Consider the following 17,404-nt stretch of genomic DNA (forward strand, 5'->3'; position numbering starts at 1 on the left):
GTCGATCCGGTCCTCCCGCCTGACACGCTGGGGGCCGTGACGGGCGCAGTGCTGCGGCAGCGGGCGGCCCTCTGCCTCCGGCAGGCGGTGGGACTGCTGTCCCTGGTCGTGCTCGGCTGCGCCGCCTCGATGGCCGTCGGCGCCTTCATGTTCGTGGTGCCGAGCGTGTTCCAGAACGGTTGCGGTACGGGCCCCCGGTACGGGAACGTCCTGCTGCACGGTTCCGACTCCGCCGCCGACAGATGCGAGTGGGAGCGGGTCCTCACGGAACTGGCCCCGGCGAAGGACTCTGCGACACATGCCGACTTCAGGCGGAGCGTGGAGGTCAGAGAAGGAATCGCCCGCACCCTGCACATCCGGCTGAGTGCCGACGTGCCCCCCGGCAGCACCCTGGCGCAGCGGGTGCGGCGTGGACAGGCGGCCGCCGACGTCAGCTCGTTCGTCCGGGTCGTATGGGGCGTCCCGGCCCTGGGGTATACGGAGCCGACCTGGCAGCTCCCCGAGCTGACCGCCGACCAGCTGCTGAAACGGGCCACCGTCACGGTGAGAGGCACCGCGCGGGTGCCGTCCGGTGACTTCGTGCTCTACTCCAGAGGCCCCACGTCACTGCGGGTGACGCTGCACAACACCGAATTCCGTTCCGTGGAGACTTCCTGGCACCTTGCGGCGCAAGACCCGCACACCCTGGCGGACACGCGCGCAGGGGGCGAGATGCTGAAGGCCGCCTTGGCACCGGCTGACGAGGCCGCCCCCCGGCGCCACCTCCCGGGCGACGGGCCGATGGAACGCTGGCTGCCCGACGCCGGCCAGTACGTGGCGCAGGCCGGGCGTGTCCTCGCGGCGACGGGACGGGCGCTGCTGGCGGCGGCGGGATGGTGTGCACTGCTCCTCGCCTACAGGAACGGAGCTCTGGAGTCCGTCGGCCAGCCCGACCGGATCCGCCGGCTGATCCGGATCACGGGTGCGGCGGTCACGGTCCACGTGGTCCTCTCCGTGGTTCCGTGGATCGATCCACTGCTCGCACACGCCGACGACGGCCTGGGAGACGACTTCTTCGCTTCGGTCGGGCTGTGGCTCGGGTGGAGCGCTGCCGGATATGCGGCTCTCCCCGGCTCCCTGGTACTCGTCGTGGCCGGGATCCTGGTCGTGATCCCGCGAACGGTGCGCGTGCTCCTGGCGGACACTGCGGCGGACGCCGCATCCTGTACGACTGTCCGCAAGGGCATGGCGGTCCGGTGGTTCCTCCTGTCCTGCCTCCTCGCCGCCGTGGGGGCCGCGATCATGTGCGGGCTCATCGGACTGCAGCAGGTGCAGGTGAGCCGGACGGATGCAGGATCCGCCTTCGGAATGCTGCTGGTCCTCAGCCTGGTCCTGGGCGCACTGTCCTGGGTGTGCGGCGCCGTCGCGCGGGGAACGGGCTGGAGGATCCGGCTCTCCTCGCTCCTGTGGGCGAGTGCATGGGTACCGCTCATCACGATGGCTGCGGCGATCCACTCGGCCGGTGGAGTCCTCCCCGTTGCCCTGCGCTGGGCGGGGCCGCTGGTGGTCGGAACGGCGGCCGTGCTGGCGACCGGCTGCGCGGCATGGTGGGCCGTGGGGCGTTCCCGGCCCTCCCGCACCGGGGTGCTCGTGCTCCTTCCCGTGGCCCTCGCCCTCGCCGTCTCCTGGAACCGGGACGAGCTCCTGTCCCCGGGATGGTGGGACCTCCGAGGCCTGGCCGTGCAACTGGACGGTGTCCTCGGCCTCGTGCTCGCCGCGGCCGCCGTACGTGCCCTGTACGACTGCGGGCGGTCGTCCGTCACGCGTCCGAGGGAGCTGCGAGGGCACCGCGCGCTGGGGATGCTCCTGATGTTCACCCTGGCGGCGGGCGGTCTCTCGCTGTTGGGGGTTCCCTCCTGGGTGACCGCCTGCTCGGCGGCGTTCATGGCCTGGTTCCTCTTCCCCTACGGGCAGATCAGGCGCGCCGCCGCCGTCCTCCGGCAGGGCCCGGGTGCGCACACCGGCGCGGTCAACCGGAGCGCCCAGTCGGGCGCGGCTCGCCGGGCGCTGTCGTCCCTGCGCAAGGCAGTCCACGAGAAGGCCGCCGACGGTCCGCGCCCGCTCCAACGCCGGCTGAGAGCCGTCGAGCGGTCGTCCTACGACGAGCGGCGCAGGGACCAGGCGGGCGTGGCCGTCAGCGTGCGCCAGCTGGCGTTCGGCGCGTACACCGGCGCCGTCCCCTGGCAGCGGGCACTGCGTGCCGCTCTGGCCGGCGCCGTCATCGGCGCACCCTGGACCGTGCTGTCCCTGGCCGGCGCGGTCGTCGCGGCGCGTTCGGAAAGCAAGTACCCGGTGCTCGACATCGTCGCCACCGCGGCGCCCATCCTGCTGGTCTGGGGCGGCTACGGCCTGCTGTACGGCTATTTCTTCCCGCTGCTCCGCGGTGAGACGGGTCTCGCCAAGGCGTTGTGGACGTACGGGCTGATGCTCGTGCCCGCCGTACTGCAGGTGGCCGTCTCACGCGACCCGGCCCACTGGGCCTCGTGGACGGGCACCCTTCTCTACGCACTGCAGGCGTTCACCTTCGCCATGACGCTCGGGCTGTGCGCCGACGGGGCCGTGCTGGCGAAGAACCGGATGCGGCCGGCGAGGCTGACGGACATCCACAACCTCGGCTTCATCGCGGCCTGGTGGTCTTCGGTCGCCATCGCCCTGGCCACCGGGGTGGCCACGGTCATCGTGGCGGGGCTGCAGCCCTTCCTCCTCGACATCCTGCCGAAGGCGCCCGAGGCGCCGGCTGTTTCGACCGCTCCGCCCGAGGCGCCGGACAGCCGGTGAGCCACCCCCTCAGGTCCGGAGCAGGCGTGCGCGGCAATCCTCGATGTCGAAGTCGCCCTCGGGGTAGTGCGGGTCGAGCTCCTCCAGGTGCTCCAGCAGCAGTTTGCTGATGGCCCAGTTGCGGTACCACTTGCGGTCGGCCGGGACGACGTACCAGGGCGCGGCCGTCGTGGAGCAGCGTTCCAGGGCCAGTTCGTACGCCTGCTGGTAGGCGGGCCACAGGGCGCGCTCCTCGATGTCGCCCAGGTTGAACTTCCAGTGCTTGGCGGGGTTGTCGAGCCGCGCCAGGAGCCGTCGGCGCTGCTCCTCGTACCCGATGTGGAGGAAGACCTTCACCACCGTGACCCCGTCGTCCACCAGCGACTGCTCGAAGTGGTTGATCTCGTCGTAGCGGCGCTCCAGCCGGCTGGACGGCACCAGCTCGTGCACGCGGGCGATCAGGACGTCCTCGTAGTGCGAGCGGTCGAAGATGCCGATCTCGCCCGGCGCGGGGAGGGCGTTCATGATGCGCCAGAGGAAGGGGTGGTTCCGCTCCTCGGAGGTGGGCGCCTTGAAGGCCGTGATCCGGCAGCCCGAGGGGTTGAACTGGCCGATCACGTGCTTGACCGTGCCGCCCTTGCCGGAGGTGTCCATGCCCTGGAGGACGAGCAGCAGGCGCCGGCGGTCCCCGGCGGTGCTGGCCGCGTACAGCCGCTCCTGGAGGGAGGCGAGCGGCTTGGCCAGGGCGGCGGTCGCCGCCACCCCGGCCGCCTTGTCGGCGGGGCCGGCCGGTACCGCCGCGGCAGGGAGGGCGGCGAGGTCGACCCGGTCGCCGGCGGGGACGCGCAGCAGCGGGCGCAGCGAGGGCTGCGCCTCGGCCCCGGCCGCGTGCTGCGCCGGCTGAGGCTGCTCCGGCTTCTCCGGCTTCTCCGCCCTCTTCGGCGCCTCCGGCCCCTCCGGCTTCTTCTGCTTCTTCGGTTTCCTCGCCACGGCCGCCTGCCCCAATCCGTCGACTCCGTACGATCGTCCCGCACATCGAACGACGGTGCGAGGCGGTCAGTTCCAGGGGCCCGTCACGGCGAAGGTGGTTCCGGGGTTGTAGGCGTTGACGTACATCGTCCGCGCGTCCGGGGAGAAGGTCACCCCGGCGAACTCCCCCCACTCCGGCGCCCCGGGCCGGCCGATGTCCTGGGCATTGCGTGCCATGGGGTACACCTCCCCGGCCGGGGTCAGGCCGAAGACGTACTGCGCGCCGCCGCCGTCCTCGCACACCATCAGGCCGCCGTCGGGCGCCAGGCAGATGTTGTCGGGGCCGTCCCCGGGCAGCTGGATGTCACCGGCGGGGCCGAAGACCACCTCAAGCCGGATCACGGACCGCCGCGGATCGTGGAACCACACCTGGCCGTGGTGGTCGGCGGCGGCGCCCTCGCGGCTGCGGGCGTAGCTGGACACGAAGTACACGCCGCTGCCGCCCCAGTAGCAGCCCTCCAGCTTCTGGGCGTGGGTGATCCCGCCCCGCCCGAAGTCCTGGAAGCGGATCGGGGTGGTGGCCGCCGAGGGGTCCGGGACGCGCACCCACTCCACCGGGAACTCGGTGCCCGGTTCGCTCACCACCGACAGGTCCGCCACCCCTGGCACGCGCAGCGCCTCCAGCGTGCCGCCGGCCCGCAGGGAGCAGGGACCGCCGAGCGGGCGCGCGGGCAGGAAGCGGTAGAAGAGGCCGAAGGGCTTGACGAAGGCGTCCTCGGTCTCGTAGACGGTGCCGGTGGACGGGTCGACGGCGACGGCCTCGTGCGAGAAGCGGCCCATCGCGGTGAGCGGAACGGCCCCGCAGCGGTGCGGGTCGGCCGGGTCGACCTCGAAGACGTAGCCGTGGTCCTTGGTGTACCCGGTGGCGTCCCCGGCCCGGTCCTCGGTCTCCTCGCAGCTGAGCCAGGTGTTCCAGGGCGTACGGCCGCCCGCGCAGTTGACTGCGGTGCCGGCGAGGCCGACGCGCTCGCCGGTGACCCGGCCTGCGGCGTCGAGGTCGAGGACGGTGCAGCCGCCGAGGGCGTGCGGGTCGTACGTGAGCCCCTCCACCGGGGGCACGCGCAGCGCGGCGGTGGGCTTGTTCTCGTGGTTGCGCACCAGCCGCACCCGCCCCCGGCCCGCGTCGAAGGCGGCCATGCCGTCGCAGTTGGCGGGTACGGTGCCCTCGCCGGACCGCAGCGGGTCCCCGGCCCGGGAGAGCACCCGGTAGCCGAATCCGGCGGGCAGATCGAGCAGCCCGCGCGGGTCGGGCAGCAGCGGCCCGTACCCCTGTCGTACCTGCGCGGCCCGCGGGCTCGCGGCGAACAGGGCACCGAGGGTTCCGGAGAAGGCGATGCCGAGGCCGGTGCCGGCGGCGAGCAGGCTGCGTCGGGTGAGGGACATCGGAGGCTCCCGGGGTGAGGGGGTGAGGGGCCGTGGTACCACGCGGACCCGCCGGCCGCGCCCTGACGCGTGCGACGGCCCCCGGCGGCTCACCCCACCGGCCGGATCCCGTCCCCTGGGGCGCCGGGCCCAGCCGGGCACCGGTAGGGGCGCCCGGCCAGGGGCCGCGGCGGAGGGTCGGCAGAGGCGCGCGGACGGCCGGGCCGATGCGGTCGCCGGACGGGCCCCGCGCTCGGGGTGCTGCGTCCCCGGTGCCGTGCCCGTCAGGCGAGCTCGGCGCTCAGGGTGATCGTCGTCCCCGTCAGGGCCTGGCTGACCGGGCAGTTCTTCTTGGCATCCTCGGCAGCGGCGACGAAGGCGTCGTTGTCCAGGCCCGGGACCTCGCCGCGCACCGAGAGGTGGATGCCCGTGATGCCCTCACCCGGCTGGAAGGTGACGTCGGCCTTGGTCTCCAGGCGGGTGGGCGGGGTGCCCGCGCCGGCCAGGCCGTGGGACAGGGCCATCGAGAAGCAGCTGGAGTGGGCGGCGGCGATCAGCTCCTCGGGGCTGGTCTTGCCGTTCGCCGCCTCCGCGCGCGAGGGCCAGGAGACGTCGTACGAGCCGATGCCCGAGGAGTCGAGGGTGACGACGCCCTTGCCCTCCAGCAGGTTGCCCTCCCAGACGGTGTGGGCGTGACGCGTGGTGGCCATGGTGGATCCCTTCGCAGAAGTGGACACGGCCGGCTCGCGGAACGGGCCGGCGCCCCCAACCTACTGGGACACCAGGGGCTTCGCGTCGCGCGCGAGCGCGGTGAGCCGCGAGATGGCGCGGAAGTACTTCTTGCGGTAGCCGCCGTTCAGCATCTCGTCACTGAACAGCCGGTCGAAGGGCGCTCCCGAGGCGACCACGGGTATCTCGCGGTCGTACAGCCGGTCCGCGAGGACGACCAGCCGCAGCGCCGTCGACTGGTCCGGCACGGGCCCCACGTCGGTCAGGCAGACCGCCGATATGCCCTCGGTCAGGGCGCCGTAGCGGCTCGGGTGGACCCGGGCCAGGTGGTCCAGCAGGCCGGGGAAGTCGTCCAGGCTGGCGCCCTCGGTGGCGTACGCGGTCTTCGCCACCTGCTCGTCCGAGAACGGGGCCGGGGCCTCCGGCAGGCCGCGGTGGCGGTAGTCCTGGCCGTCGATCCGCAGCGGGCGGAAGTGCGCCGACAGGCCCTGGATCTCCCGCAGGAAGTCGGCGGCGGCGAACCGGCCCTCGCCGAGCTTGCCGGGCAGCGTGTTCGAGGTGGCGGCCAGCGCCACGCCCTGCTCCACCAGGCGGCTGAGAAGGGAGGACACCAGGACGGTGTCGCCCGGGTCGTCGAGCTCGAACTCGTCGATGCACAGCAGCCGGTGCCCGCCCAGGGTCTGCACGGTCTGCTGGAAGCCGAGCGCGCCGACCAGGTTGGTCAGCTCCACGAAGGTGCCGAAGGCCTTCAGCGCGGGCTCGGCCGGGGTGGCGTGCCACAGGGAGGCGAGCAGGTGGGTCTTGCCGACGCCGTAGCCGCCGTCGAGGTAGACCCCGCGCGGGGCGGCCGGGGCCGTGCTCTTCGGGGTCCTGGAGAACCACCGCCGCTTGCCGGAGCCGGTGGCATGGGCCCCGCCCAGGCCGGCGGCGAAGCCGCTCAGCACGGTGACGGCCTCGGCCTGGCTCGGCTGGGCCGGGTCCGGGACGTACGTGTCGAAGCGCACCGAGTCGAACCGCGGCGGCGGCACCATCTCGGCCACCAGCCGTTCGGCGGGGACGCGCGGTTCTCGGGCGCACAGCGCCTGCGGGCCGGCATCGACCGTGTCGGCCGCGGGGGCCGTACCGGCTATCGGGGATCGCCCGGAGCGGGGACCGGAGGCGGAGAGTGAGGTTGACACAGCTCTTAACTCTACGGGTCATGGCACACTGCACCGATGCGACGCCTGTTCCCTGTGACCGATCAGACACCCGCCGCCACGGACCGCGAGTGGTCGCTCGACGAGCTGGCCGAGGCCTACGACTACCCCGAGATGCGGCCGGACGGCCACTGGCTGCGGGCGAACATGGTGTCGACCCTGGACGGCGCCGCCCAGCACGACGGGCGCTCGCAGCCGATCTCCGGCGAGACCGACATGCGGATCTTCGGCACCCTCCGGGCGCTGGCCGATGTGGTGGTCGTCGGAGCCGAAACGGTTCGCCAGGAGGGCTACCGCCCGGCCCGGGCCCGGGAGGCCTTCGCGGCCCGGCGCGCGGCCGCCGGGCAGGGCCCCGCCCCGGCCATCGCGGTGGTCACGGCCGGTCTGGACCTGGACTTCTCCCTGCCGCTGTTCACCTCGCCCCTGGTGCCCACCCTCGTCGTCACCGGGGCGGCCGCGCCCGGCGACCGGGTCGCCGAGGCCACCCGGGCCGGGGCCCAGGTCGTGGTGGCCGGAGAAGGCGCGGGCGCCGACCCCGTACGGGTGGTGCGCGAGCTCGCCGACCGGGGGCTGCGCCGCCAGCTCACCGAGGGCGGGCCCCGGCTGCTGGGCCAGTTCGTGGCCGCCGACGCACTGGACGAGCTGTGTCTGACGATCTCGCCGATGCTCACGGCGGGGACCGCCCAGCGCATCTCGGCAGGTCCGTCGATCACGGTGCCGCAGCGGCTCGCGCCGGCCTCCGTACTGGAGGAGGCCGGGTTCCTCTTCACGAGCTACCGTCGGATCTGACAAGGGGCGGAATTCCCCGTTCCGCTTAGCTTCCGCTGGGCACATATACCTGCGCAGGTCCCGTGCGAGAGCGGGGCAGGATGGTTTCCGCAGGGGCAGGCCGACCGGCCGCGGCCCATGAAGGAGAGGGCGTCCGTGTTCACGAGCGTATTGATGATCGAGCAGCCGCTGACCCCGGTCGACGTGGACTTCGTCACCACCCTGCACGGGGACGACCCGGTCTCCTTCGTCGTCCTCATGCAGCCCCGGGGCGACCAGGACCGGCTGCTGCGCGCCATCGACGACGTGGCGCTCGGCGAGCTGCCCGAGGCCCTGCACGAGGCCGACATCCCCGAGGGGAAGGCCGCCCGCGGCCCCGCCGAGCAGGCGCTCGCCCATTCCCTGGAGGCCTTGCGCCGAAAGGGTGCCACGGCCGTCGGACAGCTGGTCGAGGACCATCCGCTCGACAGGCTGAAGACGGTCGTGGAGGAGTCGACGGCCGACGAGGTGATCGTCCTGACCGCCCCGCACTTCGTGGAGGAGTTCTTCCACCGGGACTGGGCCTCGCGGGCCCGGCACAAGGTCGGCGTTCCGGTGCTCAAGCTCTTCGCCCACAACGAATAGGCTGGCCCCCGACATACTCGTCCGCACCCGCCCGACCCGCACCCTGGGGAGATCCCGTATGACGCCGCCCGGCCTGCCGACCGCCATGGAACGCCCGCACTTCATCGGCATCGGCGGCGCCGGGATGTCCGGCATCGCGAAGATCCTCGCCCAGCGCGGGGCGAAGGTCGCGGGCAGCGACGCCCGCGACTCCGAGACCGCCCAGGCGCTGCGCGCCCACGGCGCGACGGTCCACATCGGCCACGCCGCCGACCACCTCGCCGCGGACGCCACCTGCGTGGTCGTCTCCAGTGCCATCCGCGCGGACAACCCCGAGCTGGCGCGCGCCGCCGAGCTCGGCGTCCCGGTCGTGCACCGCTCCGACGCCCTGGCCGCCCTGATGGACGGCCTGCGGCCGATCGCGGTCGCCGGTACGCACGGCAAGACCACCACCACCTCGATGCTGGCGGTCTCCCTGTCGGCGCTGGGCCTGGACCCCTCGTACGCGATCGGCGGCGATCTGGACGCCCCAGGCTCCAACGCCCACCACGGCGAGGGCGACATCTTCGTGGCCGAGGCGGACGAGAGCGACCGCAGCTTCCACAAGTACACCCCGCAGGTCGCGATCATCCTCAACGCGGAGCTCGACCACCACGCGAACTACGCGTCGATGGAGGAGATCTACGCGTCCTTCGAGACCTTCGTCGGCAAGATCGTGCCCGGCGGCACCCTGGTCGTGGCCCACGGCCAGGAGGGCGCCGCCGAGATCGCCCGCCGCGTCGCCGGCACGGCCGGCCTCACCGTCGTCACGTACGGCGAGGAGGAAGGCGCCGACGTCCGGATCGCGAAGATCACCCCGCGTGGTCTGACCAGCGAGGTCACCGTCGTCCTGGACGGCCGGATGCTCACCTTCACCGTCTCCGTGCCCGGCCGCCACTACGCGCACAACGCCGTCGCCGCCCTCGCCGCGGGCGTCGCCCTCGGCATCCCGGCGCACAACCTCGCCTCGGCGCTGGGCAAGTACACCGGGGTCAAGCGCCGCCTCCAGCTCAAGGGCGAGGCGGCGGGTGTCCAGGTCATCGACTCGTACGCCCACCACCCGACGGAGATGACCGCCGACCTGGAGGCCATCCGCGGCGCCGCCGGGGACTCCCGCATCCTGGTCGTCTTCCAGCCGCACCTCTTCTCCCGTACCCAGGAACTGGGCAAGGAGATGGGCCAGGCCCTCGCGCTGGCCGACTCCGCCGTGGTCCTGGACATCTACCCGGCCCGCGAGGACCCGATCCCCGGGGTCACCAGCGAGATCATCATCACCGCGGCGCGCGCCGCGGGCGCCGACGTCACCGCCGAGCACGAGAAGGAAGACGTCGCCGACGTCATCGCGGGAATGGCGAAGCCCGGCGATCTCGTTCTCACGATGGGCGCGGGCGACGTCACGGACCTCGGTCCGGCCATCCTCGCCCGCCTGTCGAGCTGAGGGAGCGGGAGAGCCATGGCCTACGAGGTCGAGAAGACGGACGAGCAGTGGCAGGCGGAGCTGACGCCGTCCGAGTACCAGGTGCTGCGCCTCGCGGGCACCGAGCCGGCGTTCCGTGGTGAGTACACCGACACGAAGACGCCGGGTGTCTATGCCTGCCGCGCCTGCGGCGCCGAGTTGTTCCGCTCCACGGAGAAGTTCGAGTCGCACTGCGGCTGGCCGTCCTTCTACGACCCGAAGGACTCCGATGCGGTCGAGCTGCGGGCGGACGTCTCGCACGGCATGGTCCGCACCGAGGTCCTGTGCGCGAAGTGCGGCTCCCACCTGGGCCACGTCTTCGAGGGCGAGGGCTACCCGACCCCCACGGACCAGCGCTACTGCATCAACTCGATCTCGCTGCGCCTGACCCCGGACGAGGGCTGACGCCGGCGGTCGCGTGCGCCGGGGGTCAGGACGCGTTCGAAGGGTTCGCCCCCGCCGGCTCCCCGGCTCAGACCGCGACGCGGTCCAGGGCCGGGAGGAACTGGTCGTAGAAGGCGGTCTTGAGGTGGAGGGCGCGCTCCTCCAGCTCGCGGAAGCCGGCGGTGGACTCCTCGTGGGCGAGGAGCTCGGTCACACGGGTGGCCAGGCGGTCCGAGTGGGAGCCCGACAGCAGGGACAGCGTCGCGAGCGAGTGGGTCTTCGCGTCGTGGACGTGGTGCGGGTAGTAGAAGCGGGAGCGGTTCTTGCCGCCCTCGGTCAGCATCGGGGCCATCCGCTCCCACAGCCGGCCGTACTCGACGGAGACCAGCACCTCGCCCCAGAACCGCAGGATCGTCAGCAGCCGCAGGTCGGCGTCGGGGTGGCCGCCCGCGTCGGCGATCAGCTCCAGGGTGTCCTGGATGACCTGCCGGGTCCGGGCCGTGGGCCGCGAGGCCACCAGGGCGGGGCGGGAAATCCCGAGGCGGCGCAGGTCCTCCGTCATGTCCTCGCGGTGCGAGGGGGTGTGGCCGTGGCCGTCGTCCGGGTACTCCTCGCGCAGGATGACCCGGGCGATCCGCAGCCCCGCCTCGTCGCGCAGCAGGTCGATCGCGAGGTCGTAGGAGGGGGTGAAGGCGAGCGAGACGAAGCGCCGCTGGAGCAGGAGTGCGGCGAAGTCCTCGTCCGGGAGGGCTGCGACGTTCGCAAGGACCGGGTGTTCCTTGAACCGCTCGACCAGTGCGTCCTCGAACGCGTCCAGAGCGTGCAGATCGTGCATGACGGTACCTTTCCGTGGATCACGGGCGTGGATCACAGGCTGATGCCGGCCACCGACGTGCGCCAGTCGAGGAGGTCCACATCCGCGCCGATGCTCCACAGCGTGCGCAGCTCCCGCTGGACCTCCTCGCCCATCACCGTGTCGCCGCCGTCGATCTCGATCTGCGTCGAGTCGATGGCGAGTTGGCCGTGCAGGAACGAACTGACCAGAAAACGCTCGTCGATCTTGAACACGGCGATGGAGGGCAGGGAGTTGTAGAGACGCACCTGGAGGCGGTTGCGGTTCCCCGGGGCGAGCGCCCTGTTGAGTTCGGCCAGTCCGGCGAGGCAGCTCTCGACGCTCGCCCGCACGTTCACGGCGAGGGCCGGATCCCGCACCGCCCGGAGCGCCTCGTCGCGCAGCCCGGCCACGGGTGACGCGGGGTGCAGCAGCAGGATGCGTACGTGGACCTGCTGGTCGGTGATCGCCTTGTGCAGGGCGGACCGGAGGTGGTGCAGGTTGGGGATCCAGGTCTGCAGGATCACCAGCTCGTCGGCGGCGCGCTCCAGCAGGCCGGTGAACGCGTCTTCGGGGAAGCGGCTGTGGATCCCGACCACGCCGCCGTAGTGCTGCCGCTTGAGGCGCTGCGCGATGGCGTCGATGTCCAGCTTGGACAGGTGCGCCTCGACGTTCGCGGTCAGGGTGGTGATCTGGGTGCCGACCCTGGTCTCCAGGGCGGTGAACTTCGTGCCGACGTTCTCCTCCAGGGCGGAGACCTTCCGCCCCACGTCGGGGCCGAGGTTCCTGACCCGGTCGTCGACGGCGTCGAGTTTCTTCAGCCGTTCGAGCTCCATGAGCAGGAACACGGTGACCGTGCTCAGGATGAGCAACGTGACCTTGGGCAGCGCGCCTCCGGGGGCGAGCGCGTCCAGCCAGCCGAAGAGGTCCGCCAGCAGGACCACCACACCCGACGTGGCCATCAGGCCCAGCGCGACCTGCTCCACCCGACGGCGGACATCGACGCTCCGGCCGCCGTCTTCGCCGCGCGGGCGGCCGACGTCGCCGTCCGGACGTCCGGTACTGTCGCTCATTCCACCCCAACCCCCGTGCCCCGCCCACCGCTTGAGCGATGACCGTACACCCGCGCCGCGACGTGCAAGGGCGCCTTTCCGGACAACACCTCAGATGAGGCTGTGACGCACCGCGCAGGCCACCGCGTGGGCGCGGTTGCGGGCCTGGAGGCGGGACATCAGCTCGTAGATCACGTTCTTCACGGTGTGCTCCGAGCACGACAGCGTGCGGGCGATCACCGCGTTGCCGTGGCCCTCCGCCATCAAGGTCAGCACCGCCGTCTGCCGGGCCGTCAGGCGCGGGGTCTGCGACGCCGCTGCGGGGCGGGCCGGCGGCTCCGCGGCGACGGCGCCGAGGAGGCGGACCAGGGCCGGGTACGGCATCCGGCCGTCCCCGGCCTGCCGCAGCAGGCTCAGCCGGTCCGCCGGTGCGGCGCTCCGCGTGCGGGTGAGTTCGGCGACGGCGCTCACAGCAGGCCCACCCGGAGGGCATAGGCCACCGCGTGGGCGCGGTTGCGCAGCCTGAAGCGCTGGGTGATGTCGTGGACGACGGTCGTCACGGTGCGCGGCGAGTAACACAGCTGCTTGGCTATCTCGTTGGTCTCGTGGCCGTCGGCGACCAGGCGCAGCACACTGCGCTCCCGGTCGCTGAGCCCCGCCGCGCCCCAGGGGTCCGGGGAGCCGTCCTCCGCCGGTCCGCCGGCGGCCGAGCGCTTCAGCAGCCGGTCCAGGAGATCCGGCGGCAGCGTGCAGTCGCCGCGCGAGGCGGCCAGTACGGCCCGCGGCAGCCGGACGGCGTCCGCCTCCCGGCGGCGCAGCAGCCCGCGGGCGCCGGCGGCTATGGCGTGCAGGGCGCCCTCCGGCGCCAGCTCGCCGGCCACCAGGACCACCTCGGGGCGGCCCGGGGTGTCGCGGACGGTGCGCAGGACGTCGAGCTCCGGCCGACCGACCTGGTCCACCGTCATGACCACGACCCGCGGCTGCGTGCCCGCGGCGGTCAGGCACACCTCGGGGCAGCCGGACAGGGTGCTCTTGGTCCCGGCTTCCAGCACGGGGTCGAATGCGACGACGTCGACAGGGACGGGTTCTCCCACCAGGTCCTCCGATGATCATCCGCCGGCCGGGGTGCCGGACGGCGGAAGGGGCACTGCACCCAGACTGGGTCCGCCGGTGCGCAGCCGGCATCGGGCGGTGGCCCCCACATTTGTGAAGGTGCGCCCCGATGGGCGCGGATCCTGTGAAGACGGCCCGGTGCGCGCACCGCCGCCGCGGCGCAGCCGCAGGTCGAAAGGGCGTGGGGCGGGCCGGTGTCCCCCCGCACCACCCGCCCCTCACGGGGGCGTCCGCGGCCCCCGTGGAGGCCGGTCCGCGGAATATGGGGGCACGGCCCCCATGTGCGGGACGCCGCGCTCTGCGAGTTTTCTTCTCGTGACTGACACCGCCACCACCGCCCAAGAGACCCGGGTCGGTGGCCTGACCCACTCCTGGTGGGCCCGGGCCCTGAACCTGCGGGAGCGGCTCGCCGCCCCGGGTGCCCCCGCACCCGCCCCGGCCGACGCCCCCCACACCCGACCGGCGTCGTGGTCCCTGGGAGACACCGAGGGCTTCGCCGCACGGCTGGCGGGTCTCGGGACCGCACAGGAGGCGGCGTACGCCCTCGCGGCGGAGGAGCCCGGCCGGCTGGCCGGGCGCAGCACCAAGCCGCGGTGGGCGCGGTACATCGAGGACGTGGTGGCCGGGGCGCCGCGGAAACTCCCGGCGCAGGGCCGTGCCGGGGACGGCGCCGAGGGCGGCGTCCCCGGCCGTACGGAGGACCGCGCCGGCGGTGCCGAGGTGTTCCTGCCGGCGCTGCGCCCCCTGATCGCGTCCGCCTGGGCCGAGGTGGCCGCGCGGACCGAACCGGCCGGGCCCGAACTCGCCGCGGTGCGGGCGGCCTTCGAGGAGCGGCTCGGCGACCGGCTGCTGCGGCAGGCCGCCCGGACCCTGGTCAAGGAACTCCACCGGGCCCGCACGGCCGGCCTGCTGCGCGGGGAGACCCCCCGGGAGCGGTTCGCGGCCTTCCTCGCCCACGTCGGCAGCCGACCGGGCCTGGAGCGGCTGTTCGCCCGCTACCCGGTGCTGGCCCGGATGCTCGGCCAGACCTGCGGGTACGCGGTCGAGGCCGCGGTGGAGCTGCTGGAGCGGTTCTCCGCCGACCGCCGGGAGATCACCGCGGAGCTGCTGGGCGGCTGCGATCCCGGCCCGCTCGTCCGGGTGGACCTCGGGCGGGGCGACGCCCACCAGCGGAACCGGTCGGTCGCCCTGCTGCACTTCGCCGGCGGTGCCACCGTCGTCTACAAGCCGCGCCCCCTCGGCCAGCACGCCCTGTTGGACCAGGCGGTCGGCTGGGCCAACGGGAAGGTGCCCGGCCTCGGCCTGCGGACCCCCGGCTCGCTGCGCCGCGACGGGTACGGCTGGCTGGAGTTCATCGAGCACGGCTGGTGCCGGTCGCCCTCCGAACTGGACCGGTTCTACCGGCGCCAGGGCGCCCTGCTCGCCCTGCTCTACGCGATCGACGGCGTGGACATGCACTACGAGAACGTCATCGCCTGCGGTGACCAGCCGGTCCTGGTCGACGCGGAGACCCTGCTGCACGCCGGTCTGCCCGCCGCCGTGACCTGCGGCTCCGACCCGGCGGCCGAGGCCCTGGCGGCCTCGGTGTACCGCACCTGCCTGCTGCCGAGCCTGCTGATCGGCGAGAACGGCGCCATGGACATCTCGGCCCTCGGCGGCCCCGACGGCGGCTCCTACCCGAGCGACGGGCTGCGCTGGGAGGCCGTCGGCACGGACGAGATGCGGCTGCTGCGCGGCCGGATCGCCAGCCCGGCCGGCCAGAACCGGCCGCTGCCGCAGCACAGGACGGCCGGCCACGCCGACCACCGCGCCGCGCTGCTCGAAGGCTTCCGCGCCGGGTACGACGCGATCACCACCCACCGCACCGAACTCCTCGGCGACGGGACCGGGCCGGGGCTGCTGGCCCGCTGGGCCACCAGCCCGGGGCGGCTGATCGCCCGCTCCACGCGCCTCTACACGACCCTGCTGGACGAGTCCACCCACCCCGACGTGCTGCACGACGCGCTGACCCGGGACGCGGTGCTCGCCGTGCTCTGGACGGAGTCCGAGCACGACCCGGCCCGGCAGCGGCTGATCGAGGACGAGATCGCCGACCTGTGGTGCGGGGACGTGCCGCTCTTCTTCCACCACCCCGCGCACACCTCGCTGGAGACCTCCCGGGGCACCTTCCTCGACGGGGTGCTGCCCGCACCGAGCCTGCGCGCCGCCCGCGAGAAGATCGCCGCCATGGGCGAGGTGGACCGCCACGACCAGGAGTGGGTGATCTCGGCGACGCTCGCCGTCACCGGCGCCAACCTCAGTGTGGGCGGACCGCGTTCGGCCCTGACCGGAAGGGTGGCACCGGCCGTCGTACCCGAGCCCTCCCGGCTGCTCGCCGCGGCCTGCGGCATCGCCGACGAGATCGCGGCCCGCGCCGTCCACGGCGACGGGCGCGTCAACTGGCTGGGCCTGGAGGAGGTGGCCGCCGAGCACTGGGCCGTCCTGCCGATGGGCGGCGGCCTCGCCCAGGGCTACTGCGGGGTCGCGCTGTTCCTCGCCCAGCTCGGAGCCCTGACCGGCGCCGACCGGTACACCGCGCTGGCCCGGCAGGCCGTACGCCCGCTGCCCGGGCTGCTGTCCGCGATGGCCGCGGACCCGGCGCTGAGCGCCGCCGCGGGCCCCGGCGCCCTGCACGGACTCGGCGGCATCCTCTACGCCGCGGCCCGGCTGGCCGCCCTCCTCGACCACTCCGGCGACGGCGACGGCGACGGCGACAGCAGCGGCCTCGCCGCCTGCCTGCCCGCCGCCCTCGCCGCCCTGGAACTCGCCGTCGAGGCCGACCCCGCGGGTTCCGTCGACCTCGCCGACGGCCTCGCCGGGGCCCTCGCCGCCACCGTCGCGGTGCAGCGGACGTACGGGCACCCCGCCGTGGTGGGGGCGGCCCGACGGCTCGCCGACCGGCTGCTGGTCCGGGCGGGCCGGCAGCACCCCGGCCCCCCCGGCTTCGCCCACGGCGACGCGGGCATCGGCTGGGCCCTGCTGCGCTACGCCGCAGCCCAGCCGCCGTCCGGGCAGTCGTCCGCCCAGCCGTCCGGGCAGCCTCCGGGTGTCGCCCCGGACACGGCCCCCCACGCCCGCGCCGGAGCCGCGCTGCTGCGGCGGGCGCTGGACGAGTCCCTGCGCCGGGCCGGCCGGCCCGGCCCGACCGACCTCGGCTGGCATTCGGGCCTGGCGGGCACCGCCCTGGCCGCCGCCGACGCGCTGTCCGCCGCCGAGGGCCTCGGCCCCGGCCTGCTCGGCGCCGCAGGCCCGCTCCCGGCGGCCGAAATCGACCGGTGCGTCACGCTGCTGGACGCCGCGCCCGCCGAATGCCCCGACCTGAGCCTGCGGCACGGCGCGTTCGGCTCCCTGGAACTGCTCGGCGTCCTCGCCGGACAGGGCCACGACGCCGCCCGGTCCGCGCTGGTGCGCCGCACCGGAGAGGTGCTCGGCCGGCTCGACGACCACGGCCGCCGCTGCGGCACCCCCGACCACGTCCCGTCCCCGGGCCTCCTCACCGGCCTCTCCGGCATCGGGTACGCCCTGCTCCGGCTGGGCTTCCCGGAGGCGGTCCCCTCCGTCCTGCTGCTCGACCGCGCCGCCCCGCGGTAGCGGGCGGCCCGTCCCGCACCACCTGCTGACCAGCGTCACGGCACCACGTACCACTGCACCGAGCACCACTCCCATCAGGTAACGAGAAAGGTACTCACCACCATGCAGAAGACCCAGGTCAACGCCCAGTCCGTGACGGCCGCCGAGGCGATCGAGGCCGAGACGCGGGTCGAGGACCCGGCCGGCGGGATCACCCTGTCGGGACGGAACAAGGCGTGCGCCCGGGCCCGTGCTCTGGCCGGTGTCGTCCTCACCAGCGGCATCGTGATCACCCTGAGCACGATCGACACCAGCGTCTCGGCCCCCAACGTCTCCTGGTAGCAGGGGCGGCCGTCCCCTCCCGCGTCCTGTTCGCAAGGCATCGGAAAAGGCCAACTTTCGCCGCACGGAGCCCCGTACGCATGAACTAGATTGC

Annotated in this window: 15 protein-coding genes; 7 read left to right on the forward strand and 8 right to left on the reverse strand. The window is 73.6% G+C overall.

Annotated elements, in window-relative coordinates; all coding sequences use genetic code 11:
- The first annotated feature begins 36 nt into the window (after positions 1-36).
- Positions 37-2,817 (forward strand): hypothetical protein, encoded by a 2,781-nt coding sequence (locus AB0B01_RS04505; RefSeq protein ID WP_361712790.1) that lies wholly within the window; start codon positions 37-39, stop codon positions 2,815-2,817.
- A 9-nt stretch (positions 2,818-2,826) separates the two neighbouring features.
- Here AB0B01_RS04505 and AB0B01_RS04510 read toward each other — a convergent pair whose 3' ends face one another.
- From AB0B01_RS04510 to zapE, 4 genes are all read right to left on the reverse strand, one after another.
- The gene (locus AB0B01_RS04510) at positions 2,827-3,657 is read right to left on the reverse strand and encodes a PPK2 family polyphosphate kinase (RefSeq protein ID WP_361712850.1); all 831 of its coding nucleotides are present in this window, start codon (positions 3,655-3,657) and stop codon (positions 2,827-2,829) included.
- Positions 3,658-3,852: 195 nt separating this feature from the next.
- Complete coding sequence (locus tag AB0B01_RS04515; protein ID WP_361712792.1) at positions 3,853-5,208, reverse strand: alkaline phosphatase PhoX; 1,356 nt, start codon at positions 5,206-5,208, stop codon at positions 3,853-3,855.
- A 263-nt stretch (positions 5,209-5,471) separates the two neighbouring features.
- A complete protein-coding gene (locus AB0B01_RS04520; RefSeq protein ID WP_361712794.1) occupies positions 5,472-5,897 on the reverse strand; it encodes an OsmC family protein in 426 nt (141 codons plus the stop codon).
- Between the two features lie 60 nt (positions 5,898-5,957).
- The gene (gene zapE / locus AB0B01_RS04525) at positions 5,958-7,046 is read right to left on the reverse strand and encodes a cell division protein ZapE (protein WP_361712852.1); all 1,089 of its coding nucleotides are present in this window, start codon (positions 7,044-7,046) and stop codon (positions 5,958-5,960) included.
- An 84-nt stretch (positions 7,047-7,130) separates the two neighbouring features.
- On the opposite strand from zapE, the gene AB0B01_RS04530 reads away from it, so the two are divergent.
- The 4 genes from AB0B01_RS04530 (at position 7,131) to msrB (ending at position 10,383) form a co-directional block, all read left to right on the forward strand.
- Positions 7,131-7,901, forward strand: coding sequence for a pyrimidine reductase family protein (locus AB0B01_RS04530; RefSeq protein ID WP_361712796.1), 771 nt, complete (start codon positions 7,131-7,133; stop codon positions 7,899-7,901).
- A 135-nt stretch (positions 7,902-8,036) separates the two neighbouring features.
- Positions 8,037-8,504 (forward strand): indole-3-glycerol phosphate synthase, encoded by a 468-nt coding sequence (locus tag AB0B01_RS04535; RefSeq protein WP_361712798.1) that lies wholly within the window; start codon positions 8,037-8,039, stop codon positions 8,502-8,504.
- Between the two features lie 58 nt (positions 8,505-8,562).
- Complete coding sequence (murC, locus tag AB0B01_RS04540) at positions 8,563-9,960, forward strand: UDP-N-acetylmuramate--L-alanine ligase (RefSeq protein ID WP_361712800.1); 1,398 nt, start codon at positions 8,563-8,565, stop codon at positions 9,958-9,960.
- 15 nt (positions 9,961-9,975) lie between these two features.
- Complete coding sequence (gene msrB / locus AB0B01_RS04545; protein WP_361712802.1) at positions 9,976-10,383, forward strand: peptide-methionine (R)-S-oxide reductase MsrB; 408 nt, start codon at positions 9,976-9,978, stop codon at positions 10,381-10,383.
- Between the two features lie 67 nt (positions 10,384-10,450).
- On the opposite strand, the gene AB0B01_RS04550 is transcribed toward msrB, so the two are convergent.
- The 4 genes from AB0B01_RS04550 to AB0B01_RS04565 all read right to left on the reverse strand — a co-directional run bounded on the left by AB0B01_RS04550 (position 10,451) and on the right by AB0B01_RS04565 (position 13,340).
- Positions 10,451-11,197, reverse strand: a complete 747-nt coding sequence (locus AB0B01_RS04550; protein ID WP_361712804.1) for a hypothetical protein — start codon at positions 11,195-11,197, stop codon at positions 10,451-10,453.
- 32 nt (positions 11,198-11,229) lie between these two features.
- Positions 11,230-12,267: a hypothetical protein gene (locus AB0B01_RS04555; RefSeq protein ID WP_361712806.1), complete on the reverse strand. Its 1,038-nt coding sequence runs from the start codon at positions 12,265-12,267 to the stop codon at positions 11,230-11,232.
- A gap of 90 nt (positions 12,268-12,357) precedes the next feature.
- Positions 12,358-12,717, reverse strand: a complete 360-nt coding sequence (locus tag AB0B01_RS04560) for a LuxR C-terminal-related transcriptional regulator (RefSeq protein ID WP_361712808.1) — start codon at positions 12,715-12,717, stop codon at positions 12,358-12,360.
- The gene (locus AB0B01_RS04565; RefSeq protein WP_361712810.1) at positions 12,714-13,340 is read right to left on the reverse strand and encodes a response regulator transcription factor; all 627 of its coding nucleotides are present in this window, start codon (positions 13,338-13,340) and stop codon (positions 12,714-12,716) included. The genes AB0B01_RS04560 and AB0B01_RS04565 overlap by 4 nt, the downstream gene beginning before the upstream one ends.
- A 334-nt stretch (positions 13,341-13,674) precedes the next feature.
- On the opposite strand from AB0B01_RS04565, the gene AB0B01_RS04570 reads away from it, so the two are divergent.
- Together AB0B01_RS04570 and AB0B01_RS04575 are read left to right on the forward strand one after the other, a co-directional pair.
- Entirely contained in the window at positions 13,675-16,989 is a 3,315-nt protein-coding gene (locus tag AB0B01_RS04570) for a type 2 lanthipeptide synthetase LanM family protein (protein ID WP_361712812.1), read from the forward strand.
- Positions 16,990-17,091: 102 nt separating this feature from the next.
- Positions 17,092-17,310 (forward strand): hypothetical protein, encoded by a 219-nt coding sequence (locus AB0B01_RS04575; RefSeq protein ID WP_361712814.1) that lies wholly within the window; start codon positions 17,092-17,094, stop codon positions 17,308-17,310.
- Positions 17,311-17,404 lie beyond the last annotated feature (94 nt).

Origin of the sequence: Streptomyces sp. NPDC044571, assembly GCF_040647115.1 — a bacterium.
GTDB lineage: Bacteria > Actinomycetota > Actinomycetes > Streptomycetales > Streptomycetaceae > Streptomyces.

Coding starts and splice junctions, on each gene's coding strand:
- AB0B01_RS04515 (WP_361712792.1), bottom strand. CDS start 5,208: ATGTCCCTCACCCGACGCAGCCTGCTCGCCGCCGGCACCGGCCTCGGC.
- AB0B01_RS04520 (WP_361712794.1), bottom strand. CDS start 5,897: ATGGCCACCACGCGTCACGCCCACACCGTCTGGGAGGGCAACCTGCTG.
- AB0B01_RS04530 (WP_361712796.1), top strand. CDS start 7,131: ATGCGACGCCTGTTCCCTGTGACCGATCAGACACCCGCCGCCACGGAC.
- murC (WP_361712800.1), top strand. CDS start 8,563: ATGACGCCGCCCGGCCTGCCGACCGCCATGGAACGCCCGCACTTCATC.
- msrB (WP_361712802.1), top strand. CDS start 9,976: ATGGCCTACGAGGTCGAGAAGACGGACGAGCAGTGGCAGGCGGAGCTG.
- AB0B01_RS04550 (WP_361712804.1), bottom strand. CDS start 11,197: ATGCACGATCTGCACGCTCTGGACGCGTTCGAGGACGCACTGGTCGAG.
- AB0B01_RS04555 (WP_361712806.1), bottom strand. CDS start 12,267: ATGAGCGACAGTACCGGACGTCCGGACGGCGACGTCGGCCGCCCGCGC.
- AB0B01_RS04575 (WP_361712814.1), top strand. CDS start 17,092: ATGCAGAAGACCCAGGTCAACGCCCAGTCCGTGACGGCCGCCGAGGCG.